At 65.0% G+C, this 23309-nt stretch carries 24 protein-coding genes and 1 tRNA gene; 6 read left to right on the top strand and 19 right to left on the bottom strand.

Going from position 1 to position 23309, the window contains the following annotated elements:
- Window positions 1-19: 19 nt before the first annotated feature.
- On the top strand, window positions 20-1528 hold the full coding sequence (locus ACBI99_RS15170) for an MFS transporter (RefSeq protein WP_375072541.1): 1509 nt from the start codon (window positions 20-22) through the stop codon (window positions 1526-1528).
- 20 nt (window positions 1529-1548) lie between these two features.
- Window positions 1549-2940, top strand: a complete 1392-nt coding sequence (locus ACBI99_RS15165; protein WP_375072540.1) for a serine hydrolase domain-containing protein — start codon at window positions 1549-1551, stop codon at window positions 2938-2940.
- A gap of 177 nt (window positions 2941-3117) precedes the next feature.
- Here the strand turns inward: ACBI99_RS15165 and ACBI99_RS15160 are convergent, their stop codons facing one another.
- On the bottom strand, window positions 3118-3618 hold the full coding sequence (locus tag ACBI99_RS15160) for a YajQ family cyclic di-GMP-binding protein (protein ID WP_219504645.1): 501 nt from the start codon (window positions 3616-3618) through the stop codon (window positions 3118-3120).
- A gap of 246 nt (window positions 3619-3864) precedes the next feature.
- Here ACBI99_RS15160 and ACBI99_RS15155 point away from each other — a divergent pair.
- A tRNA-Tyr gene (locus ACBI99_RS15155) sits at window positions 3865-3949 on the top strand.
- 226 nt (window positions 3950-4175) lie between these two features.
- Here ACBI99_RS15155 and ACBI99_RS15150 read toward each other — a convergent pair.
- The 10 genes from ACBI99_RS15150 to ACBI99_RS15105 all read right to left on the bottom strand — a co-directional run bounded on the left by ACBI99_RS15150 (window position 4176) and on the right by ACBI99_RS15105 (window position 11268).
- Complete coding sequence (locus tag ACBI99_RS15150) at window positions 4176-5540, bottom strand: tyrosine-type recombinase/integrase (RefSeq protein ID WP_375072539.1); 1365 nt, start codon at window positions 5538-5540, stop codon at window positions 4176-4178.
- Complete coding sequence (locus ACBI99_RS15145; protein WP_375072538.1) at window positions 5537-5725, bottom strand: helix-turn-helix transcriptional regulator; 189 nt, start codon at window positions 5723-5725, stop codon at window positions 5537-5539. The genes ACBI99_RS15150 and ACBI99_RS15145 overlap by 4 nt, the downstream gene beginning before the upstream one ends.
- Complete coding sequence (locus ACBI99_RS15140) at window positions 5722-7290, bottom strand: replication initiator (protein WP_375072684.1); 1569 nt, start codon at window positions 7288-7290, stop codon at window positions 5722-5724. Before ACBI99_RS15140 ends, ACBI99_RS15145 begins: the two co-directional genes overlap by 4 nt.
- A gap of 38 nt (window positions 7291-7328) precedes the next feature.
- The gene (locus ACBI99_RS15135) at window positions 7329-7481 is read right to left on the bottom strand and encodes a hypothetical protein (RefSeq protein WP_375072537.1); all 153 of its coding nucleotides are present in this window, start codon (window positions 7479-7481) and stop codon (window positions 7329-7331) included.
- A complete protein-coding gene (locus tag ACBI99_RS15130; protein ID WP_375072536.1) occupies window positions 7474-7674 on the bottom strand; it encodes a hypothetical protein in 201 nt (66 codons plus the stop codon). The genes ACBI99_RS15135 and ACBI99_RS15130 overlap by 8 nt, the downstream gene beginning before the upstream one ends.
- A complete protein-coding gene (locus tag ACBI99_RS15125) occupies window positions 7671-9089 on the bottom strand; it encodes an FtsK/SpoIIIE domain-containing protein (protein ID WP_375072535.1) in 1419 nt (472 codons plus the stop codon). The genes ACBI99_RS15130 and ACBI99_RS15125 overlap by 4 nt, the downstream gene beginning before the upstream one ends.
- An 89-nt stretch (window positions 9090-9178) precedes the next feature.
- Window positions 9179-9493: a hypothetical protein gene (locus ACBI99_RS15120; RefSeq protein ID WP_375072534.1), complete on the bottom strand. Its 315-nt coding sequence runs from the start codon at window positions 9491-9493 to the stop codon at window positions 9179-9181.
- A complete protein-coding gene (locus ACBI99_RS15115) occupies window positions 9490-9906 on the bottom strand; it encodes a plasmid replication, integration and excision activator (protein WP_375072533.1) in 417 nt (138 codons plus the stop codon). Before ACBI99_RS15115 ends, ACBI99_RS15120 begins: the two co-directional genes overlap by 4 nt.
- Window positions 9907-10028: 122 nt before the next feature.
- A complete protein-coding gene (locus tag ACBI99_RS15110) occupies window positions 10029-10739 on the bottom strand; it encodes a GntR family transcriptional regulator (protein WP_375072532.1) in 711 nt (236 codons plus the stop codon).
- A gap of 106 nt (window positions 10740-10845) precedes the next feature.
- Window positions 10846-11268, bottom strand: a complete 423-nt coding sequence (locus ACBI99_RS15105; RefSeq protein ID WP_375072531.1) for a hypothetical protein — start codon at window positions 11266-11268, stop codon at window positions 10846-10848.
- A 41-nt stretch (window positions 11269-11309) separates the two neighbouring features.
- Here ACBI99_RS15105 and ACBI99_RS15100 point away from each other — a divergent pair, with 41 nt between their 5' ends.
- The gene (locus tag ACBI99_RS15100; protein ID WP_375072530.1) at window positions 11310-11561 is read left to right on the top strand and encodes a hypothetical protein; all 252 of its coding nucleotides are present in this window, start codon (window positions 11310-11312) and stop codon (window positions 11559-11561) included.
- Between the two features lie 35 nt (window positions 11562-11596).
- Here ACBI99_RS15100 and ACBI99_RS15095 read toward each other — a convergent pair whose 3' ends face one another.
- Complete coding sequence (locus ACBI99_RS15095; protein ID WP_375072529.1) at window positions 11597-12022, bottom strand: hypothetical protein; 426 nt, start codon at window positions 12020-12022, stop codon at window positions 11597-11599.
- 108 nt (window positions 12023-12130) lie between these two features.
- Between ACBI99_RS15095 and ACBI99_RS15090 the strand changes: the two genes are divergently transcribed.
- Window positions 12131-13348, top strand: coding sequence for an XRE family transcriptional regulator (locus tag ACBI99_RS15090; RefSeq protein WP_375072528.1), 1218 nt, complete (start codon window positions 12131-12133; stop codon window positions 13346-13348).
- Here the strand turns inward: ACBI99_RS15090 and ACBI99_RS15085 are convergent.
- From ACBI99_RS15085 to ACBI99_RS15055, 7 genes are all read right to left on the bottom strand, one after another.
- Complete coding sequence (locus tag ACBI99_RS15085) at window positions 13326-13889, bottom strand: NUDIX hydrolase (RefSeq protein ID WP_375072527.1); 564 nt, start codon at window positions 13887-13889, stop codon at window positions 13326-13328. The two genes, ACBI99_RS15090 and ACBI99_RS15085, sit on opposite strands and share 23 nt — an antisense overlap.
- A gap of 195 nt (window positions 13890-14084) precedes the next feature.
- The gene (locus ACBI99_RS15080) at window positions 14085-16016 is read right to left on the bottom strand and encodes an AAA family ATPase (protein ID WP_375072526.1); all 1932 of its coding nucleotides are present in this window, start codon (window positions 16014-16016) and stop codon (window positions 14085-14087) included.
- Between the two features lie 3 nt (window positions 16017-16019).
- The gene (locus ACBI99_RS15075; RefSeq protein WP_375072525.1) at window positions 16020-16448 is read right to left on the bottom strand and encodes a hypothetical protein; all 429 of its coding nucleotides are present in this window, start codon (window positions 16446-16448) and stop codon (window positions 16020-16022) included.
- Between the two features lie 107 nt (window positions 16449-16555).
- Window positions 16556-17788: a hypothetical protein gene (locus tag ACBI99_RS15070; RefSeq protein WP_375072524.1), complete on the bottom strand. Its 1233-nt coding sequence runs from the start codon at window positions 17786-17788 to the stop codon at window positions 16556-16558.
- A 598-nt stretch (window positions 17789-18386) separates the two neighbouring features.
- Window positions 18387-18986, bottom strand: coding sequence for a hypothetical protein (locus ACBI99_RS15065; RefSeq protein ID WP_375072523.1), 600 nt, complete (start codon window positions 18984-18986; stop codon window positions 18387-18389).
- Window positions 18987-20033: 1047 nt separating this feature from the next.
- Window positions 20034-20522, bottom strand: coding sequence for a hypothetical protein (locus tag ACBI99_RS15060; RefSeq protein ID WP_219509274.1), 489 nt, complete (start codon window positions 20520-20522; stop codon window positions 20034-20036).
- 421 nt (window positions 20523-20943) lie between these two features.
- On the bottom strand, window positions 20944-21078 hold the full coding sequence (locus ACBI99_RS15055) for a DUF6461 domain-containing protein (RefSeq protein WP_375072683.1): 135 nt from the start codon (window positions 21076-21078) through the stop codon (window positions 20944-20946).
- A 775-nt stretch (window positions 21079-21853) separates the two neighbouring features.
- Between ACBI99_RS15055 and ACBI99_RS15050 the strand changes: the two genes are divergently transcribed.
- The gene (locus ACBI99_RS15050) at window positions 21854-22810 is read left to right on the top strand and encodes a trypsin-like serine peptidase (protein ID WP_375072522.1); all 957 of its coding nucleotides are present in this window, start codon (window positions 21854-21856) and stop codon (window positions 22808-22810) included.
- The last annotated feature ends 499 nt before the right edge of the window (window positions 22811-23309 follow it).

Below are 23309 nucleotides of genomic sequence, written 5' to 3'. Positions count from 1 at the left end.
TCAGAAGGGGGTGCTCCTGATGGAGCGTCATCCACGGCGTTGGCTGATCCTGCTGGTGCTCTGCCTGAGCACGCTCGTCCTGGTCGTCGACAACGGCGTGCTCACCGTGGCGATCCCGCCGCTGACCGAGGACCTGGGCGCCGGCGCCCAGGACATCCAGTGGATCATCGACGGCTACATCCTGGTCTTCGCCGGGCTCCTGCTCACCGCCGGCAGCCTCTCCGACCGCTACGGCAGGCGCCGCGTCATGATCATCGGCCTGGTGCTCTTCGGCGTGGCGTCCCTGCTGGCCACGTACGCCGCCAGCCCCGGGCAGCTCATCGCCGGACGCGTGCTGATGGGCATCGGCGGCGCCCTCGTCATGCCGAGCACGCTGTCGATCCTCATCACCGTCTTCGACGACGGCGAACGGCGCAGGGCCATGTCGATCTGGAGCTCCGTGCTGATGGTCGGCCTGGTCGGCGGCCCGGTCGTGGGCGGCGCGCTGATCGCCGAGTTCTGGTGGGGATCGGTGTTCCTCATCAACGTCCCCGTCGTGGTCATCGCCATCGCCGCCGCCCTGGCCTGGATGCCGGAGTCCAAGGGGCCGTGGCGCAAGCCCGACCCGATCGGCGCGATCCTGTCCGTGACCGGGCTGACCGCGCTCGTCTGGTTCATCATCGAGCTGCCGCACCGCGGCCTCGGCGACCCCGGCACCCTGGCCGGGCTGGCCGCGGCCGTGCTGGGCCTGGCCGCGTTCGTGATCTGGGAGCTGCGGACCCCGTACCCGATGGTGCCGCTGCACCTGTTCCGCGACCGCAACTTCAGCGGCGGCAGCCTCTCGCTCGTGCTCGTCCAGATCGGCAACGGCGGGCTGCTGCTGGCCATGGCCCAGTACCTGCAGTTCGTGCTCGGCTTCACGCCCACCCAGGCCGGGCTCGCCATGGCGCCGATGGCGCTCGCCGTGATCCTCGTCAACGCCGTCGCGGCCACCCTGGGCCAGCGGCTGGGCAACCGGCCGCTGACCGTGGCCGGACTGCTCGTGCTGGTCGCCGGGTTCGCGGTGCTGGCGACGTTGTCGGCCGACGACGGGTTCGGGATGGTGGCGGTCGCGCTGGTGCTGTTCGGGATCGGCGGCGGCCTGGCCCAGCCGGCGGCCATCGCGGCGCTCATGGGCGCCGTCCCGCCGGAGCACGCCGGGGTCGGCTCGGCGCTCAACGACACCGTCCAGCAGGCGGGTGCGGCGCTCGGCGTGGCGGCGCTGGGCAGCGTCCTGGCCGGGACGTTCACCGCGACCATGCCCGAATCGGCGCCGGAGCAGGCGCGCCGGTCGATCGGCGACGCGCTCGCCGTGGCCGCCCGCACCGGCGACGGCGGGCTGGTGGACACCGCTCGCGAGGCGTTCACCGGGGCCATGTCGCTGAGCTTCGTCGCGGGAGCCTGTGGCGCGCTGGCGGCCGCCGTCCTGGCCTTCGCCCTGCTACGGGACCGCCGGGGCGCGGCGGCGGCAGCCGCTGGTTCCACGGAAGAACTGACCGCCACTCACTGACGCCCTTGGGGGGATATTTCATGATTGCGCAGCGTTTCGACCGCACCCAGCATTTCGACAACGCCCAGCAGTTCGACCACGCGCGCTGGCAGGCTCGCCTCGACGAGTTGCGTGCCGCCCACCGCGTGCCCGGCGCGACCCTGGCCGTGCTCACCGGCGGCCAGGTGCACGAACTGGCCAGCGGCCTGCTCCACCTGGGCACCGGCGTGGAGGCGACCACCGACTCGGTGTTCCAGCTCGGCTCGATCGCCAAGGTCTACACCGCCACGCTCATCATGCAACTGGCCGAATCCGGCACGCTCGACCTCGACGCGCCCGTACTGGACGTCCTGCCCGACTTCGCCACCGCCGACCCGGCGGCCACCCCGCTGATCACCCCTCGGCGGCTGCTGAGCCACACTTCCGGCCTGACCTGCGACTTCACCTACGACGGCGGCCGGGGTGACGACTGCCTGGCCCGCTACGTCCGAGCCGCCCGGGGCGTCGCGCTCGACTGCCCGCCCGGGATCGCGGTCTCGTACAGCAGCGTCGGCTACAACGTGCTCGGCCGCATCGTCGAGGTGCTCACCGGCCAGACCTGGGACGACGCGCTGAAGGACCGGCTCCTCACCCCGCTCGGGCTCACGAGCACGATGACGCTGCCCGAGGAGGCGCTGCGGTTCCGCGCCGCCATGGGCCACCTCGGCGCCGACCCGGAGCCCGCCCCCGCCTGGGACCTCATGCCCAGGTCAGCGGGCCCGTACGGCAGGGTCATCGCCACCGCGGGCGACGTCGTCAGGCTGGCCGGCATGCACGTCGCGGGCGGCGCCGGCGTGCTGGCGCCCGCGACGGTCGCGGCCATGCAGCGGCGCGAGGTCGAGGTGCCGGACAAGTGGACCGTCAGCGCCGACGCGTGGGGGCTCGGGTGGACGCTGTACGACTGGTCCGGCGTGCCGGGGTTCGGCCACGACGGGGCGTCCATCGGGCAGTACGCGTACCTTCGGGCGGTTCCGGGGGCCGGGGTGGCCGTGGCGCTGCTGACGAACGGCGGGGGTGCGCGGCGGCTCTACGCGGATCTGTTCGCGGAGCTGCTGGGGGAGTTGGCGGGGGTGCGGATGCCGGAGCCGTTCGGGCCGCCGGTGGAGCCGGTCGCGGTGGATTTTTCACGGTTTGCTGGGAAATATCAGCGTGAGGGGGTGGATATCACCGTTGATGCTGATGGGCACCTTGTGTATGAGTTCGTCGGTGGGATGAAGAACTTCTCCCCGCCGCTGGAGGCGGACCTGGTCCCCGTGACGGACACGGTCTTCGCCGCCGAGGCGGCCGGCGCGTCGTTCAGCGACGACTGGATGCCGGTGATCTTCGCGACCCTCCCGGACGGCACCGAGTGCGCGTACATCGGCATGCGAGCAGCCCCCAAGCAGCCTGCCTAGGCGGTACGCCGGGCGGCGGCCATGATGCGGCGGCCTTGATGTGAGGCGGGGACGGCATCGACAGGCCAGTAGGCGGGAAGGGGCCGCCAGGGCGCTGGGCGGGAAGACCTCGCTGGCGGAAAGACCTCGCTGGGCGGAACGCGCCTCCCCACCGGGCAGCGCGTTCTGCCACCCTCGCTAGCGGTAGTTCACGAACTGAAGGGCGATGTCCAGGTCCTTACCCTTGAGCAGGGTGATGACATCCTGAAGATCGTCCTTCTTCTTCGAGCTGACCCGAAGCTCCTCACCCTGGATCTGCGCCTTGACGCCCTTGGGCCCCTCGTCGCGGATCAGCTTGGAGATCTTCTTCGCCTGCTCCTGGTCGATGCCCTCCTTGAGGCTGACCAGCATCCGGTACTCCTTGCCGGACAGCTTCGGCTCGCCCGCATCGAGAATCTTGAGAGACAGGCCGCGCTTGACCACCTTCTCCTTGAACACGTCGAGCGCGGCGTTCGCCCGCTCCTCGCTGTTCGCCTTGATCTCGATGTTGTTCTGCCCGGACCAGCTGATGGCCGCCCCGGTCCCCTTGAAGTCGAAGCGGTGCCCGATCTCCTTGACCGTCTGGTTCAGCGCGTTGTCGACCTCCTGCCGGTCGATCTTGCTGACGATGTCGAAAGATGAATCGGCCAAAGCGCACATCCTCTCAGCTGCTGGGTGTCATCTGGGACATCTGCCTCCGTGCCCGGTGAACACGGGCCCAGCGGATGAGCCTAGCCAGCATCTGCCCGCCGTGCAGGATCCGACCCCGGCCCCCGTCCCCGGGTCGCCCGGCCGACCGGGTTTCGGCGGTGCGCCAGGCCAAGATCCGGCGCGGGACAAACCGGTGTCACGTACACCTCCGAAGTCCGCTATCCTTCTTTCTGTCGCCGCGAGAGCGGATGGCACGGCAGGTTGCCCGAGTGGCCAAAGGGAGCGGTCTGTAAAACCGTCGGCTCAGCCTACGCAAGTTCGAACCTTGCACCTGCCACCAGCAGTAGCTGCAGGTCAGAGGCCCTACGGGGCCTCTTCTGCGTTTCAGGGGTCATGCAGCCGGATGCCGCCCTGAGCGGCCGTTTGTCGCTGGTCACGCAATATACGCGCAATGATCTTGGACGCGTTTTCCCTGGTCGGAGTCGGCTTTCGCGGGTCGATGTACCCCTGGAGACGCAACCGAGCCCCGGAGATCATCCGGGGCTCGGTGTGTGTGAGAGGCAACGTCAGGCCGCCAAGGCGTCGGCTATCCGGCGGTTCGCGATCTCCTGTTGGCCGTCGATGCACTTGGCATAGACCCGCAGGAGGACATCCACGCTGTGGCCTGCCCTCTCGGCCACTTCGGGAGCTGAGACGCCCGCGTTGAGCCAGAGGGAGACGGCCGCGTGCCGGAGGTCGTACGGCCGTTTGGCGAGCGGAGAGGTGACCTGGGAGGGCGTCAAGGCGAGCTTGCGGGCTTCCTGCCAGACCTCCGTGTAAGCCGTCGAGGCGACGACGCCGCCGCGCTCGCTCTGGAAGAGCCGTCCGTCCGGACCAAGGCCGAACTCCTCGATGTGTTGCCGAAGAATCTTCACCAGAGTCGGCGGGATGGGGACGGGACGCACATCGTCACGTCCACGATGCTTCAGCCCCCGCTCTTCATGCGCGTCCCCGGTGTCTGTCCACTGCCTGTTGACCTCAGGGCGGGATACGTCGATGAGGAAGCGTCCCCAGCCGGTTGCCGGAAGATCGCAGTCCTCTCTGCGGAGGGCGATGGCTTCGGCGGGGCGAAGAGCCGCGTAGTACATGCAGGCGAACAGGGCCATGAGCCGCCGGCCTCGCCCCCGCCTGCCTACGTAGGTCACCGCGGTCAGCAGCTCTTGTGCCTGCCGAGGGTTCACCGCGATTCGTGGATCTACGGTCTCGGTCGTCTTGGCCGGCTTCCACTTGATTCGGTGCAGCGGATTTGCCGAAAGCTCTTCCAGCTCTACGGCGTACTCCAGAAGCGCGTGCAGGACAGCCCGCTTGCGCCGGATCGTGTTGGCGCTGGCGGCCTTGCCGTCGAGGCGGAGCGCGATGGCGTCGAGCACCAGCCGGACGGTCTTGGCCTCGCCGAGGGCAGTCAGATCGAGCGAGGCGCCTTCGAGCCAGTGGATCACCCGTGCCGCGTCCGGGGGAGCAGCAGGCCGCTTGCTCTCGGGAAGGAGCGCGTACTTGCGCAGGGCCGACCGCAACGGCTCGACGTCAGGGCGTCCGGGACGGTCCTTCACGAGGGCGGGAAGCGCCGTGGACAGGGCGTCCGAGATGCTGTCCCGGGTCTTGGCCGCCGCGTGAGGCCACTTCATCTCTATGTACGCCCGGACGAAGTCGAAGATCGTACGGGCGCTCTTGGCCTGCAACATGGACAGGGGGAGACCCGTCTCCATATCGAACGGCTCGCCACGCTTGGCCGCTTGCCGGAGGTCGGACAGGAGACTCTCCGCGAGCGCCTTGGTCCTGAGGGTCTTCGACTTCTGCCGACCGCCGACCTTCCAGCGGACGACAAAGGACGGCGTCTTGCTCGACTCGTTCCGGGTGATCGTCCAGAACTTCACGTCGTAGGAGGTGTTCACGCCGCCTCCCGGAGGTCTTCCAGCCAAGCTGTGAGTTCGCTGCGATAGATGCGGATCTCGCCGTTGGGCAGCTTGAAGCCCTGGGGTGCCTTGCCGATCTCACGCCAGCGGTAGAACGTCCGGCGCGAGATGCCGCCGAGTGCGTCGAGGATTTCGGGGACCGTCATCAGCTTGTCGTCCTTCATGCCGCCCTCCCTTCGATTGCCGGAAGACCTTGACCTGCTGCTTGGGCTTCGAGTTGGGCCATGTGGGCTCGCCATCGTTGGCGTTCGGCCACGGTGCGGAGGAGCCGTACGGCCAGCGGCGGCACGTTGGCGTCTCCGGCCGGGACGGGCTTCCAGGCGTATCGGTGTGGGTCTGATGGCTGGTCGGCCTGGCCGAGTGCTTCCAGGACCCACGTACGGCGGTCCTGCTTGTGTTCGGCCAGAGTCTTGTTCGACCACTTGCGTGAGACCAGGACTCGGCGCCCGGCGTAGCCGAGGTGTTCTGGCTTGTGGGCCTTGCCACGGCAGCGGCCCGGGGTCATCCCGGCTCTGGCGTCCTTGGGCTGGATGCCGTAGCGGAGCCAGTTGGCGCAGGTGGGCGAGCAGGGTTCGAACCGCAGGGCTTCCGTCAGGCGGGCGGCGTGATCGCGGCGCGCTTGGTCGTCGGCGTCGAGGCTTTCGCCGAGTGACTTGGTCAGGTACTTGGACAGGTATCGGATGCACTGGTCGGCGTCGGGAGTGCCGGCCAGGACGCCTTGCACGTCCACCTGAGTGCCGAAGCGGATCACGTGGAGGGGTTCGGCGGTGTCGTTGGTGTCGAGCTGGTCGAGGGCCTCGTCCCAGGTCGGCAGGACCTCGCCCGTGGCGGGATCGATGTAACCGGTCTGCTCGTCCCAGACGGGCAGGTGTTCGCCGTCGAAGAGGGCCTGATCGGCTGGAGGCCACCACACTTGGTGGTAGGTGGCCGCCGCGATCTGCTTGATCTCCGCGCGTGGCAAGGTGCCTCTGATCGCGATATGCAGGTGCGGGGCGAGCCGCTTCTGGGGCTCCACGGAGGCGAAGTACTGCACGTCGTAGCCCGCCACCCGGCGGAGGTTTTGCACGAAGCGATCGACCAGCTTGGAGAAGTGCAGCGCGTCCCGGGCCGCGCGAGCGTAGTCGTAGGTCTCGGGATCGATCGGGACGCCGTCGCGGATCTTGCCGTAGCTAGGCAGGGTCAGCGTGACGAACAGCGAAGGCCGGTAGACCTTGCCGTCCGAGCTGGTGAACGTCCGGCCGAGCGTCGTGCTGGCCATCTTGCGGCGGGGCAGGTCTGGAGCGTCCTGCCGACGCCGGGTTGATCGGGTGCGCTTGGGCGTGGTCCGGCCGAGGACGTTGCCGCGCATCCCGGCTGCGTTGATCTCGTCGTCCAGGCCGGAGAGGACCGCGTTCAGGTCGGTGGTGTCCTCGCCGGCCTGCTCGGCGGCGTCCCTGCGGGCTTGCATGTCGGCGCGGAACTCGATCAGCCAGCGTTGTTCGTCGTTCGGTTCGTCCGGGGTGATGGCCGGTTCGTAGTCGAGGTGCCAGCCTTCCCGGCATTGGGCCATGCGGAGTTGCCGGTTGCGTTTGGCGCACGGCGGGCAGACGGCCTCTCGCGTGGCCCCGCAGGGCACGTCGAAGATCTCGCTCTGCCCGGTCTGGAGGTCGATGCGCTTGAGTGCGACGGGGCGGATGCACACGCCGTACTGCTTGGCGACCTCCAGAGCGACGTCACGCGCCCACGGCATCCTCAGCCGTTCGGCCCGGGGCAGAGCGCGGTCGTAGGTCACTGCTCCTCCCCGTCGTCGGGGACGATGAGCGCGCCCTGGCCACATTCGCGGCACTCGACGAGGCCCGGCTCCAGGTCGAGCCAGAGCGTGTTGTCGGACTGGCAGGTCGAGCAGCGTAGCCCTTCCAGTAGGTAGGTCAGGTCACGCATCGGGGCGCACCTCCGTCTCGGCCATCTCCGCGCACAGCCGGTACCGGCCGTCGTAGGGGTGGGCGAGCACGCGGGCCTGGTAGAGCTCGAAGACCCGCATGCGGGGCAGGTCCCGGGCCGTAAGGAGAACCATGAGCGGGCGGCCCGTCACCAGGTCGAGTTCGTCGGCGGTGCCGTGGAAGCAGATCCTCATGCCGCCCTCCCGTAGGTGGCGACCATGGAGCGGATGTCGTTGTCGGAGACGTAGGCCGCGCGGACTCGGACGGGTTCGGGGCTGGTCTCCAGCCGGACGTAGCCGATGCCCGCGCCGAGTTCGGGGACGGGGGAGATGTGGTCTGCCAGGGCGCCCCGGTCGCGGGCACCGTCGCCGAGGACCATGTCCACCTGTTCCGACTCGTCCAGCCGTAGAGCGATCTTGTCGGGGAAGAGGTTGCGGATGTTCATGACCTCCTTGCGGGGGTCCTGGAGTGCCGCCAGGACGCCGACGCCGACCGCGCGGCCCTGGGTGGTGAGCGTGGCCAGCGCAGCGGAGATGCGCTGCTTGAGCTGGCGGTCCGTCTGGTACGCGGTCAGGAACGCCACCTCGTCGACGACGACCAGGATGAACGGGTCATCGACGGTGGGCGTGTGGTTGCGCTGGAGTCCGGCGAACCTAGCGGCCCGCTTCTGCATGATGCTCACGGCCTCATCGAGGAGGTCGGCGCACTCTTCCGGAGTGGCGGCGTAGCGTGACCCGAACAGATCTCGGCCGTAGGACAGTTCCATCAGCTTGGGATCCAGAGCCCACAGTTCGGCCAGGCGCTCGCCTACGGCCGGGAGGAGCCCGCGGATCGCGGACCACAGGATCGAGCCTTTGCCGGCCCCGGTCGCGCCTGCCACTAGCACGTGAGTGCCGTGGACCTTGAGCAGCCAGGGCTGTCCGTCCTCCTGCTTTCCGACCTCGATCGCCTCAACGGTGGCCACGTCCGGCAGCGGACGCGATGGGATCGGGACGGCGAGCGGGTCGTGGCGCGGGAAGGTCAGCGTCAGCCGTCCGGAGTGGGTCAGCGCGACCCGGCAGGAGACGGCGCCGAAGCCCTGGGCGAGGTGGTCGATGCGATCGCCCCAATCCTTGACCGCCTGGCCCTTGAGCATGCGCACGGTCACCAGGTCCGCCCACGGGGTGCAGGTGACCATGACGAGGCGGGGCAGGTAGTCGCGTCCCCGGATGTGCCTGCCCAGGCCGGAGACGATCATCACGGGTTGCCAGTGCCGCTGGTAGATCCAGATGAGCCGCCACCAGGCTTGCAGCCGACGCCCGACCAGCCGGACGAACGAGTCCCGGTCCGTCAGCGCCCAGGCCGCGAGTCCTGCCGGGGTGGGTGCGGTGAGCAGAAGCGCGGTCTGCCAGCCGTACAAGATGGTGAACACGCCTGGAGCGACGACGGCGAGCGTGGCGATGGGGTGCCGCCAGGTCATCCGGACCAGCCCGGCCAGGACACGTCCGGCGAGGATGATCAGGGTGAGGATGGCGGGAGTGGTGACGACGGCCGGGCGGAAGACGACGGCCGTGTCCGGGGTCGTGGAGACGAGGTTGTGCGCCTCGTCGCCAGGTAGGCGCTTGAACATAAGCTGGACACCTCCTCGTTGATGTGGAAGTCGCGGGAGAACAAGGGGGCCGCCGGAAGTTGCCGCTTCTGGCGGCCCCGCCTTACTGGTCAGGCCGCCCCGGGGGTGGCCTGGTCGGTGGCCGACTGTTCGGCGTGCAGGCGCTCGCAGTCGGCCAGGTAGCGAGCGGCGGCGTTGAAGATCTCGCGGGCGGTGTCCAGGTCGGCGCGGGTGACCGGCCCGGCTCCGGTAGTGGAGATGTGCAGGTCCGCGTCACGCGAACGGATCTCCAGGTACGGCCGCGGGTCGTTGAACAGCATCCCGGCGCTGACCCGCAGGCCCGGCGTGTAGAACGAGATGGCCAGATGGGGCTCGGAGCCCGGCCGCATCGACAACGTGACGTAGGTGTACGGCCCGGAGCTCACGCCGCCGCCTCCCTACCGGCCGGTGCGGTCTGCTGCTTCGGGCGGGCGGGCTTCATGCCGGTCGCCCGGTAGGAGTAGGCCAGCCGTCCGGCCGGGTTCACGTATGGCGTGATGGTCATGCCGGTGAACTCGACCGGCGCGATCGGCAGGCCGGCCAGCGCGGGCGGGGCGACGGGCTCGGTTTCCGACAGGATCTTGACCGCGATCGTCTTCTGCCCGGCCTTGAGGTTCGGGTCGCCGTCCATGACCGGGACCTGCCAGATCGGCTCACCGGTCGTCTTGTCCCGCGCGTAGACGGTCTTGCCGCCGGTCGAGGCCTCGAAGTTCTTGACCTGCTCGACCTCGCCGACGATGAAGCAGCCGTGCGGGAACGCCTGCTCGAAGCTGACCGGGATCGGTCCTTGGATTGCCATGCGTACTCCTCCTTTCAACAGGGACGGCCATTCGTACGCTCGTCCACTTGTCCGCATGAGTTGAGAGTAGGTGATCGCAACCCGTCCGCACAAGTGGATAAGCGGTAAGAGGCAGGTAAGAGTTAGCTCACCTTGAAGACATCTTCGAGCTCGTGCAGGCTCCCCGGCAGGGCCAGGCTGATCACCATCAGCGCGTTGCCGGCTGGGTCGTGCACGGTAGCCAGCACGCCGAGGACCGGCCCGGACGAGCCGAGCAACTCGGCCTCTTCCTCGGTGGGCGGGCGGGCGTTGATCCGCTCGGTGATGTGGTCGAAGCGCAGGTGCTTGACGACCTGGAGGTGCTGGCGGATGCCGCGCCGCAAGGGTTCGGGCTTGTCCAGGTCGGTGCCGAGGGCGTGTTCCAGCGGGACCCAGACGGTCTCTACCGCCGAAATCACATCGGCCTGCCGCGCGAGCCGTTTGCGTACGACCACGGGAGTCTTCTCGGCGACGCCGAGCAACCGGGCGATATGGCGGGGAGCCGGAACCCTTCCGGCCTCAAGGACCGCATCCGGGCTCTCACCCTGCTCTGCTGTCGTCAGGCTGGGACGTACCCGGTCGGCCGCGCTCTGCGGACGGCCTTTGACGAACGAGCCACGCCCGTGCTCCCGTTCGATCCATCCCTGCATGGCGAGGGTCTGCAACGCGCGCACGACGGTGGTCCGGCCCACGCCGAGTTCGCGCACGAGCTGGGTTTCGGACGGCAGCATGTCACCAGGGGCGTACTCGCCCGACTCGATGCGGTCCTGAATCGTCCGCATGACCTGCGCGTATTTAGGTGGGGCGAAATCCATGCCCATCTCAACCGCCCGTTCACTCTTCCACTTGTGCGCATAAGCACAGTACCGGCTGAGCCAAGGCCTGTCAGCGGCCCGCGTTCATAAGCGAGCAGGATCTAACTCAGCGGTCCGTAAGCACGGCTACGCATTCGGGGCAAGCCCTGGAGGCATTAGGGGAAAAGCTCACCGACCAGCCGCATACCGGCAGCGGCCCGACCGGAGCCGAGCAGAGAGCGGCCTTCGTGCCGGGGATGATGACGGCGTGCACCCGCCCGAATGACAGGCCGGCCACGTAGTCCAGGGGAGCCGCGGCCAGCTCAACCGGCTCCTTGAGGTCGAGGTCGTCCCATTGCAGCGGCCAGCGCTGGGCACCGCCGGGCAGATCGAACGGCTGCTCATCGAGCTGGACGAGGGCCGCCGTGCCATTACGGAGCACCGCGACCACTACGCCCTCACGGCCTACCAGCGCAGCGCCGTTGGCCCGGACGCGCGCGTGGCTGTGCAGGGTGCTCACGATGGTGGCCCGCCAGCCGATCCGGTTCACAACGGCTCCGCCAAGGTGCCGGCGCAGTGTGAGGTGATCGGGTGGTGCTGGGCGCGCAGCTCGACGTACCGCATGGCGATTCGGCGAGCCGCCCGGAGAGGATCACACGCCGGGTGCCAGGCGTAAATGACGCGGCGGCGATCGGCATTCCATCCGGTACGCCACCAAAAACGTTCGCCGTCACACCACACGACCAAGCCCACCCGGACCGAAACCAATGCCAGCCCGTAACCGTCGTGAACGTCGGAGTTGATGCCGCCTCGCTGCAAAGCGTCGCGGAGTGTTTCCGCTGACCGGCATGGATCCAAAGTGACCACGGCCGGGGAGATCATTTCTCCACCCGCTCGAAGCGCACCGAACCGGCAGGATCCACGTACGCGCGGAAGATCTCGCGTTGCGACTGGGCGCTCTCACCGGCGCCGAAGTCGTAGAAGGTGTGCCGGATGCTGCCCTGGATCGAGGCCTCACGCGGCATGGCACGCATCGCGGTGCGCAGCTCGTCCATCGCGGTTGCCTGGAACGCGCTCCACCCCATCGGGCCAGCGACTTCGCCGTTCTCGGTGAGAACGCGGATGGCCCAGGAGAAGCCCTCGCGCGGCGTCTCAGGGGTGCCTGTGCAGGAAAGGCAGTCCTCCTGAGCGGACGCGGCCAGGCCCAGCCCGGAGGCGGTCACGTGGCCGCGACGAGTGACGATCTTCCAGCCTCGCCCCTCGCACTCTGTGCATCTAACTGGCGTTGTCATGCCGGTCAGCATGAATGTCCATGCTTTTCAGACCTATCTCACGCTGATATAGCACGAGCGCATATAGGCTCCACGGCGGAGCACGACATCATCCCGGCCACGGAAAGCCGGAGGTCCGAAATGCAAAATGGCGCGTTCGACCCAATTGAGCTACCCGCCGCCGTCTGGGATCAGGACGAAACCCGGGAAATACTCAAGAACCGCGACATTGCCGGACTTTTCAGGATCGCCCGTAAATACGGCGCCAGCCAGGTCCGCATCGGCACCGCCACCGGTCTAGGCCAGCCTCGCGTCAACAAGATCCTCAACGGTGGTGGCTGCATCAAGGAGCTCGCCGTCATCGAGCGCGTCGCCAACGGCCTACGCCTGCCCGATCATGCCCGCATGCTCCTCGGCCTGGCCCCGCTCGCCGGTACACCCCAGGCCCATGAAGAAGACGACGAGCACGAGGACCAGGCCCGCGAACTTGCCGAACTGCTGGACAGCACGGCCACCATCGACCCGACCACGGTCATGATCCTGCGCACCGACACCAACAACCTGCGTCTCCTGGACCGGCGGTTCGGGGGAGTGGCCATCGCGGACAAGATGCGCGCACAGATCTCCCAGATCCAGCGTGCACACTGTCACGCCGTACGCCCCGGCATGCGCGCCGAACTCGCCCACCTCCTCGCCGAGACCGCCTCCCTGGCCGGATGGCAGGCAATCAACGCCCTGGCCCTCAAGGACGCCTGGCACCACTACGAACAGGCCAGGGCCGCCGCCTACGAAGCCGAGGACCCCGCAGTCCTGGCCTACGTCTCCGGCGAACAGGCCTATGTCCTGATGGAACTTGGCCGGCCTGCTGAGGCGATGGAGCTCCTTCAGCACGTGCACGCCCAGCATCACACCTGCGTACCCGCCCGACTCAGGACCTGGCTCTCATCCGCCGAAGCGGAAGCCGCCGCCGTCCTGGGCGATGAGGCCACCTGCCGCCGCGCCCTAGATCAGGCCGTCTCGCTGCTCCCCGGCGGGGACGCCGACCCGGACATGCCCTACCTATCGATCAACATCCACCACCTGGCCCGCTGGCGTGGCAACTGCCTGGTCCGCTTCGGTGACCCCGCCACCGCCGAGGACCTGCGCTCAGCCCTGGCCGGGATGGACGGCACCTACAACCGCGCAGAGTCCGGCGTCCGCTGCGACCTCGCCCACGCCCTGCTCGCCGCCGGAGACCCCGAAGCCGCCCAGCCCCACATTCAGCGAGCCCAACAGTTGGCCACCATGACCGGCAGCCGCCGGCAACGCCGTCGCATCAACGACCTGGCCAAGGCCGTCAACCGCGGTCTTGGTTGTTGAGCCACACCTGAGCTTGCAGCACTCCGACCAAGGTCCCCGACGTCCAGATGTCCCCGCGTGCCACCATGCCGGGAATCTCACTCATGGGGATCCACTCGATCCGGTCGGCCTCCACCTCGCCCTCAGGCTTGCCCACCAGCTCGGCCCCACGTCCCACGAACAGGATGTGCTCGGAGTCAACCATCCCCGCCATCGGCTGATACGAGACCAGATGCTCCAAGCCTTTCGGCCGATACCCGGTCTCCTCCTCCACCTCTCGCAGAGCGGCGACCAACGGATCCTCACCCGCCTCAAGCAGCCCGCCGGGAAGCTCCCAGCCCCATCGATCGAATACGAACCGATGTCGCCACATCAGCAACGCGCGATCGTGCTCATCAAGCACTACCGCAATTGCGGCACGATCCAGATGCACCACATGATGCTCGAATCGTTCCCCGCCAGGGATCTCTACATCGGCGAGCCCAAGTCGGATCCAGCGGTTGTCGTAAATCAGCCTCTCGCCGTGCACGAACCATCGCGTCAGTTCAGCGTCACCATCCATACCGCAAAGGTACCCCTCCACGCCTCTACTGGTATATGTGTCTCAGATTTACGGGCACGACCGTGCGCTCACGCGGTGCTGACGTGACGAACCTACGACAATCGCAGCAGCTGAGACAGACCATCGCAATGTTGTAGCTGAGGAGGCTTAGCGTTTGGGCAGCGGGCCGCTCCGCATGTAGAGCCGACCTCCGGCCTATCCCAATTCCACAGCTACGCCACTATCGAGCGTTTCTACCCCTTCGCCCGGATGGAGCACACCGGGGACAAAGGGCTGATCGTAGGTTAGTGACACCTCCTGCTGTATCCATAGCCGCGCTGATGAAGGCAGCTGATTATCGACAATAATCAGCTGAAAGGCATCGCCAGAGGCATCTTGTAGCGTACGCAAACGGCGATAAATTGCTTCGACGACGTCTCGATCCAGCCCGCCTTCACCGACATTCTTGCGGGGGCTATCTACGATCAAAAGAGGAGGCATAAGAACCTCACTCCGATGAGATATTGCCATGCTCAGGTTGGCAAGATGGTAAGCTAGGTTGACTAGAGTCTTGCGGGCACCGCCAACGCTAAGCATATCGAAATGCTCGCCGTCTACGACGGGTAGATAATCTTCCTTATCTATATGAGCCTCTCTGTACCAGGGGTCGCGCAAGCTGCCTAGAATCTCATTGAATGTCTCCGATAGATCATTAAGTCTCTGGAAGCCTTCTTCTTGATCAAGCCTCAAATCCCGCTCTTCGGCTTCCAGCTGCCGAACCTGCTCGTCCGCCTCATCGGCAACCTGAAGAAGCTCTCGATAGTATGCCCACCTTGCCTGAGCAGCAGCAAGCCGTTCGACTCTAGCGTCGGCTTCTGCTGCCATTCGTGAAACGTCGACGACTTCGTCAAAAAGCGGATCTCCTGGTTGTCTGGACCGATCTCGTGCGCGCTCAAACACTGATGTCAGCTCACGCTGCGCCTGCGATATATCTCTATTGATAGAATCGAGATATGTGCGGTCCTCGTCGAGCAGTTCTTGGGTTTCCTTACGTTGATCCGCGATTCGCTTAAGTTCGATAGCCGCCTTAGAGCCGGGCTGGACGGGCTGGGGCTGAACGCACAGAATGCAACATCCTGCATCCACATCACGTTCTCTGATGCTCTGCAAGCAACGCGGACATCTAGTGAACTCGAGCCCGGACAGGGTGGTTGACGCTGCTTCCTCGCGAGCAATGACTTGCTCATCTAGGGCAAGCTGAGCCAGGACGCTCTGGTCTTTCGCCAGGTTCTTTTCTATTATATCTTTTTCTGTTTCAAGAGCGGATATGCGTTTCCGTAGTCGAGCCAGCTCAAGCTCCGGGCCCGAGCCAGCAGTTGGAGCGACACTGCCTTCTCGAAGTCCATCTAACCTCTCGTATGCAACTCGCCTGGACTCTTCGGCCCGCGCTCGCTCGGCTTCGATCAACTGCGGGTCTAGCTCGTTGCTTACTGCCAAGAAGTCTGCGACATTGCGGGCTGCGCTCTTGTTTTTCTCGGATAATTGGACGAACTTCGTGCGCTCAGAAGCAACCTCCAAGATTCTCGGGTTCGTCAACTTGTATAGCAGTTCAAATACTGCGAGGCGCTTCACGTTGAGGTCGCGATCATCATGTCCGACGACACTGCGATCGATGTTGTTCTGTTCCAGATAGAGATATCGATAGACATCAAAAAAACTGACAGGGATCGTCTTTCCCGAAGGCCTCTTCCGGGCTTGGGGAACCCTGAGGTCCCTCGGAAACCCAATGGCGGACAACAGCTCTTGGCCGGCCCGCGGAACGTTCCTTCTATTTGTCGTGGCCCAGCTGTTAAGCCGCTGATTGGTGTTCTTATCGACTATATCGATGAGCCGGCTGGTTAGTGATCTCGAAAGTTCAAGCCTCTGATTGCCTATCCGGAGCGTTAAAATAACCACCTGCACGTTATCGCGCACGGCTGGCATGACCTTTGCTCGTCCCCCTAAGGCAAATTTAATCAACTCGAGCATGCTGCTCTTGCCGCTACCTAGCGGCCCTGTTACCGCAGTAACGCCGGATGCGAAGTTGTATGTTGCGCTTGCGCTAGCTGTCCTTATGGCCAAACTTTCGATAATGAATCGTACGCCCATGATTCAGATCTCCATGCGGTGGGGGCGATTGACGACCTCGGGCAACTCTTGGTAGATGATCTTTTTGAGGGTAGATCCAGATTTGTCGAAGTGTTGCTTCAGCATCTCGGCGCGAAGATCGACGATCTGCCACTCTCTGGAGGACGCAATCTCAGCGGCTCGTTCCATCCCCGCTGGAGTGAGACGCATCGTCAAGGAATTGCGGTCTTTGGCAACCTCGGCTAGCTCACATCCTACAAGTGTTCCCAGAAGGACGTAATAGCGCTCGTCCCATGGTCCATATTTGAATCTGATCATGCGACTCTCAACTGCCTCCATCTCTTCGACGCTGGGTTGTGCTCCAATCGGCCAAGAGACGCCGCGAGTCGCAAGTAGCGTGTCCGTGAAGGCCGGGTACCGTAGCAGGAAGTCAAGCTTTGCGAGCTTTGTCAAACCTTTGAGTATGGATCTGGACCCGAAGTGCCGCAAAATGATGAGCAAGCGGCCGATGTGATAGTCCTGCCCTGCCATTGTGCTTACGGCGCTTCGCGCTATGGCACTCATGACGCTTCGCCTTCTAGTGCGTCATCAACCTCGAACTCTGCTGACCACCAGATTTCGCAATGGGCCGTTAGGTCATACACCAATCCCATGAGCAGGTAGGTGTCAATCGCGTACGCTGGCGGGAGGTTGCGAGATATCAATGCGATTCGACTACGGACATCGTCTAGCATCCGGTTGCCGTACGGTTCGCCGCCATTCTGGGCAGCACGTTGCGCTTCAGCTGCTTCGGCTGTGATCCGGCTTCGCAGGCGTGCAAAGTCGAGGCCTATGGGGTCGCCCGGGATTGGAATTGAGGTTCCCCGTTCGTACTCTGTCCAGTCGCGTCTTGACCTCCGCGCTGCTGCTTGAGTCGAAGGGACTATCTCTCCCGCCTTAAGCTTTTTCACAAGCCTTGTTGTTGGTTGACCAGTGTGGGGTAACACGGTAGCGCTACGAACGGAGGCTCGGCGGATAGATGCCATGACATTTTCTCGAGTGATAGTGCGGCGCTTTCGCTTCTCTCGTATCTGAGCAGCTGCATCCAATGCGCCCCGCGTCGAGAGTAGCCAGGGTTCCGGTGTCTTACCGAGTGACTTAGCGGCCTCGCGTACTAGATTCAGTATTGAGTCATATACGTCTTCTGCTGCTTCGGTAGAAAAGTTCAGCCTCGCCAATATCGGCCGTGCTGCCCCATCGATGTCGATGACTCGAATGAATTCACTGGGGGGCATCGTGTTTACAATGCGAAGTGTGGCCAGGAATTCTTGAGCCAAGTTTGTGCTCGTGTTGAAGCGAGAGGCTAGTGATGGAGAGAGAGCTCCTATGGCCGTATTGCTAGCTTCAGCGCAAGCGGCTTGTAAGTCCCGACACTCCGCATCAAGACCGCCATTGGTCACCCATCTGCTTTCTTGCGGCTTGCCGCACTCCTTCCACCTATCAAATAAACTCTTCAGGCCGCCATCAGAAAACATTCGTGGAACGGTCCAATAGCCCGAGTTGGCTTCACGATGCTTCACGCTGACCAATGACACATCGCCATTCTGCCAGCCAAGCGCATAATCTGTATGCCATTCGCATAAAATCCAGGAAAGCGCTGTGTCTTGTACTGCCATATCCAAGCAGTGGCGTGCAACGCAGGCATACTGGAACTCATACCATCTAGCCGTGTCGCTGCCGGCATCTTCAACGGGTTCCCTTCCGAGCAGAGGGCCGCCATCCGCTTCAGGATCTCCAGAGTTGATCAGATGCACGTTGTCGAACCTACGTCAGATGTAGCTGATTGCCTAGATCCAAATAGTCACAATGAGGTTGAGGCAGACGAATGGAGTTGCCTTCGGCGCCACAAGTCAGCTATGTGTTCGAATGTCTGGTGGCGCGTTTTGGGTTGCCGGAAAGTGGGCTAGTGGCCTGTCCAGATACGTCCTGGCGGAGTGATGTTGTCTTGCGCCCTTAGGGGGATTCGTCGAATATCCGCAGTGAGATGTTCGGATTCGAGGCTTCGCTGTTGCCGAATCGGGCTCATAGGTATCAAGCGGCGGCGCGGCGCGCCGCCGTACTCCCGGCCCTCCGCCCGCCCGCCGTCCGGGCGTGCGGCCTGGGGGCCGGTCCCGGACGGCGGCGGGACACCGGGCCGGGCACCGCACGCCGGCCCCGCCGTACGAACCGAACGCACCGACCGAGGTTGCCGCGCCGCCGCACAGACACAGCCCTACAATCGCCACTGCATGGCTGGACGCCGCATATGGTCGGGGGCGATCGAAGGTCCAGAGCTTCGTTCCTCAGCCCTGGCCCACCGAGCCATATGGTTGATCATTGTGTCGCCATTACGGCCGCAGCAACCTTCCGGGGTCACGTGGGCATCGGCACGTATGTCCTCGGGCCCCTGCTTATCTCCTTGTCCAGACGAATGCCGCTTTCCAACTCGATCACCGCAAGACACGTGCCCAGCACCGATACCTCGGGGTCGTCCGACCAAGTCTCGGGTTCGCCCGACCATGTGTCGTAGACGGCAGCGAACTTGTCCGCGTAGGGCGCCAGCGGCCCGATCTGTTCGGTCCAGGGAATGAAGGGCAACCAATCAGGTTCGGGAAAATGAAGCTGCCCGTCGCTCTCTCCATAGGAGGCATACAGGGTGGTGTTGCCCTGGATGTCGTCACTGAGATACCAGTGCCGGAATCCTTCACCCCCGAGTCGATCCGTCATCTCCCTGCCATCGGGATAAGGGTTGTTCGACCATGTGACGACGCCCGAGCCGACTTGCTGAAGTTCGAGGTCGTTGGGCTCGACCTCTCTCGCAGCGCGCAGGATGGCGACATCCAGCCCGAGCCGGCGCACCGCGTCTTCGACCGTCATCACGCCATGGTCAGGAAGCGTCACCGTGCACGCCAGGTTTTCCCACGGCATCCGGCTAACCAGCTCGGCGTAACGCTTAGCGACCTCACTGAACACAGGACAACCAGCTCTCTCGAATGGATCGACGCCGACAATCTAGAGCACGCGGTCCGGGTCGGTGGGGCTCTGGTGACCGGGTGGCTCTCTGCCGCGGAGGCGATTACCAAGGACGGAGTGCTCCCCGCCAGAGGCGTTCGTCGTGACCTGGCTACGGCGTGGGCACCTCAGGAGGCGTGCAATATGCGTGCAATGATCAAGGTCTTACTCGGCATAGAGCCCACTATGCTCCCAGGTCAGCGGCCGTGAATCGCCAAGAACAGTCACGAGCTGTAAAACCGTCGGCTCAGCCTACGCAAGTTCGAACCTTGCACCTGCCACCAGCAGTAGCTGCAGGTCAGAGGCCCTTCGGGGCCTCTTCTGCGTTTCAGGGGTGTGCAACCAGATGCAGCCCTGAGCGGCCGTTTGTCGGTGGTCACGGGATATACGCGGGATGGATCTGGGGCGTTTCCTCAGATGGGCGCCCATGATCGGGGCTGTATGTGGGATGCTGCCGCCTCTCAACGTCGAAAGGCCCGGGCGACGAAGGACGGCGTCTTGCTGGACTCGTTCCGGGTGATCGGCCAGAACTTCACGTCGTAGCAGGTGTTCACGCCGCCTCCCGGAGGTCTTCCAGCCAAGCTGTGAGTTTCCTGCGATAGATACGGATCTCTCCGTTGGGCAGCTTGAAGCCCTGAGGTGCCTTGCCGATCTCACGCCAGCGGTAGAACGTCCGGCGCGAGATGCCGCCAAGTGCGTCAAGCGGCGGCGCGGCGCGCCGCCGTACCCCCGGCCCTCCGCCCGCCCGCCGTCCGGGAGTGCGGCCTGGAGGCCGGTTCCGGACGGCGCGGGTCTGCGGGCCGGGCGCCGCACGGCCTCACCGTACTGACCGAACGCCTCGGCCGTGGTTGCCATGCCGCCGCGCAGATACAGCCCTCACGACCGCCTCTGCATGGCGGGCCACCGCACAAAGCTGGGGGCGATCGTCTATCCGTGCTTCGTTCCTCGGCACGGCTCACCGGACAACGTGGTTACGGTCCGCTTCCGAACCGAGGCAAGTCCATCGGGTCAGCTGGTTTCCGGTGCCTGGCGGGCAAGGTGCCGCTTGGAGCCCGAGGTGGTCGGTCCAAGCGTGACACCAGCTGGCAGTGGTGATACCGGCTTTCTAATCCTGGGAATCACGCCGACCTGGTACTCGTCCTCGTAGATCAGTTTGCCGGGGTCGCTCGCGCGTACGAGGTCGCATCGCACTCCGTGCACCGTCAATAGATCTCGCAACGGCTCCAGACGGGCGAGCATCGCGCCCGTGGGGGCGCTCTTGAACCACGTGATCGCGCCGATGGAGTTCCCATCGGCATAGAACGGCGGCTCGGGCAGGTGCTCGCGGAACCAGTCGTCGATGTCGAAGTAGAGTTCTTCTTCCTCCGGTGTGAGCAAGTTCTTGCGTCGCAGGTGGTCGACGGCGACGAAGATGCCGACCTCGACCCCCAAACGACCGACGTAGTCGACCTGAAGTCGCAGGTATGGCGTCTCATGACTTGTCACGTCGTCAGGCACAGGATGCTCCGAAGTCTGGGCGGCGTCTGAACTGTGCGTAGGGTTCGAAGACCAGTAAGCCCGAACCCCTAAGTAGCTGCTCCTCGGAGGCGGGCCTGTTAGGGATCATCACCCGGACCGCCGTGCCATACACGTGCAATGATCACGGGCTACACGACCGAGATGCACGCTTGCATCACTGGTGGAAGACCGTTTTGCTGCCCGACAGGTCACGAGCTATAAACCGTCGGCTCAGCCTACGCAGTTTGAACCTTGCACCTGCCACCAGCAGTAGCTGCAGGTCAGAGGCCCTTCGGGGTCCTTTCTGCGTTTCAGGGGTCATGCAGCCGGATGCCGCCGTGAGCGGGCTGTTGTCGAAGCTCCCGGAATATGTCCAGTATGGATCTCGGGGCGTTTCTCCTGGTAGGAGGCCATGATCTGCTCAGCCCCTGCTCGGCGTGACCGCACAGAGATAGGTCGACTCCTCCAGCAGCTGTGCTGTCAGCTTGATCCCCGTCAAGTTTTCGGCCAGTGCGAAGACGGCTCGGCTAGATCTTCTGGTGCCTCGGGGCTCCAGGTTGATCGCGAAGCCCTGTCCGTCGTATCGGCCGTAGGAGGCTGAGGCGGGATCTGATCAACTTGACGCCCGACGACCCGGGCAAAGCTGAGCACACCATCGGGCGGGTCGAAGGGCGCAAGTTCGAACCTTGCTCCCGTCACAACAGCAGGAAGGGGCCTGGTAGCAGCGGAAACGCGGGGATGGGCTTTCTCGTCGTGTCCGCGTTCACGCATCCTGCTCGGACTGTGGACGCCCTGGTACTGATTCCGGGATTCGTGAGTGCCGATGTCGTGGGGGACGGTCGCCGCCGAGACGGACGCGTGTGCCGTACTCGCCGTGCTTGGGGCGGCGATCTCTGCGCTGCGCGGTTCGTCTGGCCCGCGAGCCTCCTAGACCGTCCGTGTGGCTGTCCATGGCCTGACATGCTCTGCCGCTGGGTCTCCGACGTTCGGTGTTCTGGCTCCGTGGGCGTGGGTTCGTCTCCGTGTCGTCCTGGATGGCGCCGGGGTGGCCGAGGCAGGTGGTCGCGCCGGGCTATAGAGAGACGTCTTGCAAGACGAGTGCCATTGTATCGAACATGTGATCTAAAACTTCTAGGATGCGGCCAGAATCGTCCTTACGATCTTGGTGTCCGCGCCGGCCCGGTCGATCGGTCGGCGCTCCACCCTGGCGGGGCGCGATGACGCCCCTGACCGAACGGAGATTCACATTGCGGCGTGCACTGGTCGCGTTAGGCATTGGCTTGGGCGTGCTGGGCTCCGCAGTCGCTCCTGGGCCGGCACAGGCAGCAAGTGTGTGGGCGGAACCGCTGGCTCAGACGACGGCGGAAGCTCAGGACGTCGCGAAGTTCTGGCTCAACGACGGGGGCGCCAACCTGAGGAACGCCACGCCGTACGCCGTGCAGGCCACGGCCGGTGGGGAACGCCTGACCACGGACATCGTTCCGGGCGGTCCTCCGGCTTCCATCCCGCCATTGGAAGGGCCGACCTTGCCTGACGGGTCGGCGCCTGCTGCCTCCGGTCGGGTGTTCTTCATCGGCAGCGACGGCGAGCCGCACTGGTGCACCGGCACAGTGGTGAACTCTCTGTATCGGAACCTCGTCGCGACCGCAGGTCACTGCCTGCTGGACATCGAGGCTCCGATGGGCTCGCTCGGCAAGTGGGTCTTCGTGCCCGGCTACTCCGATGGTCAGATCCCCTTCGGCCTGTACGTCGGGAAGCGGGCCTCTGTTCACCATGACTTCGAGGGCCTTCGGGATTTCGACCGCGATTACGCCTTCGCCAACGTGTACAGCGGTGTCGTCCTCGCCTCTCCAGGCGTGCTGAGCAACGTCGGCAGGCTGGCCGAAAACGTCGGCGCCCAGGGGATAACGATCAACCAGTCGCTCGCACCGACGGTCGACGTCTTCGGCTACCCCGCCGGTCCCCATCCCGACGGGAGCCTGCCTTACACGGGTGGGACGCTCGAACGGTCAACAGGCTCGGCCTTCGCGATGAATACCACGCTCTTCCGGGCCGACCGTCCCATCGGCGCGAACTCCCCGTTCACCGCGGAGGGCTCGCTCGGGTCCTCGTGGCTGACCGGTTATGCGAGCGGCAGCCGCACCGGCCATCTCAACGGCATCACTGTCAGCGTCTCCGACACCGATGGCGACAACCGGTATGACAGTGGCATATCGCCGTACTTCGACAGTGAGCTGTACGTGGTCTACAGGAACGCCGCGAGCATGTGGACCGGCGTCATCGGCTAGGCAAGCTCACATGTAAGCAGTCTTACCGGTTCGATCCGGGTCACGTACGAAGTGATCTGCCGCCAGCAGTAACAGCAGTTCAGAGGCCCTTCGGGGCCTCTTCTGCGTTTCCGGGGTGTGCAGGCAGATACAGCTCTGAGCGGCAGATTTGTAGGTCGAAGCGCATGAATCCTGGGCGAACGGGCTATGCGGCGGTGGCGCGCGGGGTCCTGGCGGGCCGGCGCCGTCGCGGGGGTCACGGTCAGGAGTCAGCAGGTGGGGGTGGCCCTGGTGGTTGTGGGGGCAGGGGGACTTCGAGGATGACGGCGCGGGTGCCGACGGCGTCTACTGGATGCTCATCCACGGTGGGGCCGGTGACGGTGAAGCGATGGCGGTGCAGCCGGCCGAACAGGTCTGTCCGGCGCGCGAACGACGCCGGTCGAAGGGCTGCCCGCTGAGGCTGTTTCGAGGGCAAAGGGACCGGTATGGGGTAAGGGCAGAAAGTCCGTCCTCCACGGAG

It is taken from the genome of Nonomuraea sp. ATR24, assembly GCF_041950485.1.
GTDB classification, from domain to species: domain Bacteria; phylum Actinomycetota; class Actinomycetes; order Streptosporangiales; family Streptosporangiaceae; genus Nonomuraea; species Nonomuraea ceibae.
Note: the sequence above shows the minus strand (reverse complement) of the source record. Positions and strands in the feature narration are given on the sequence as shown.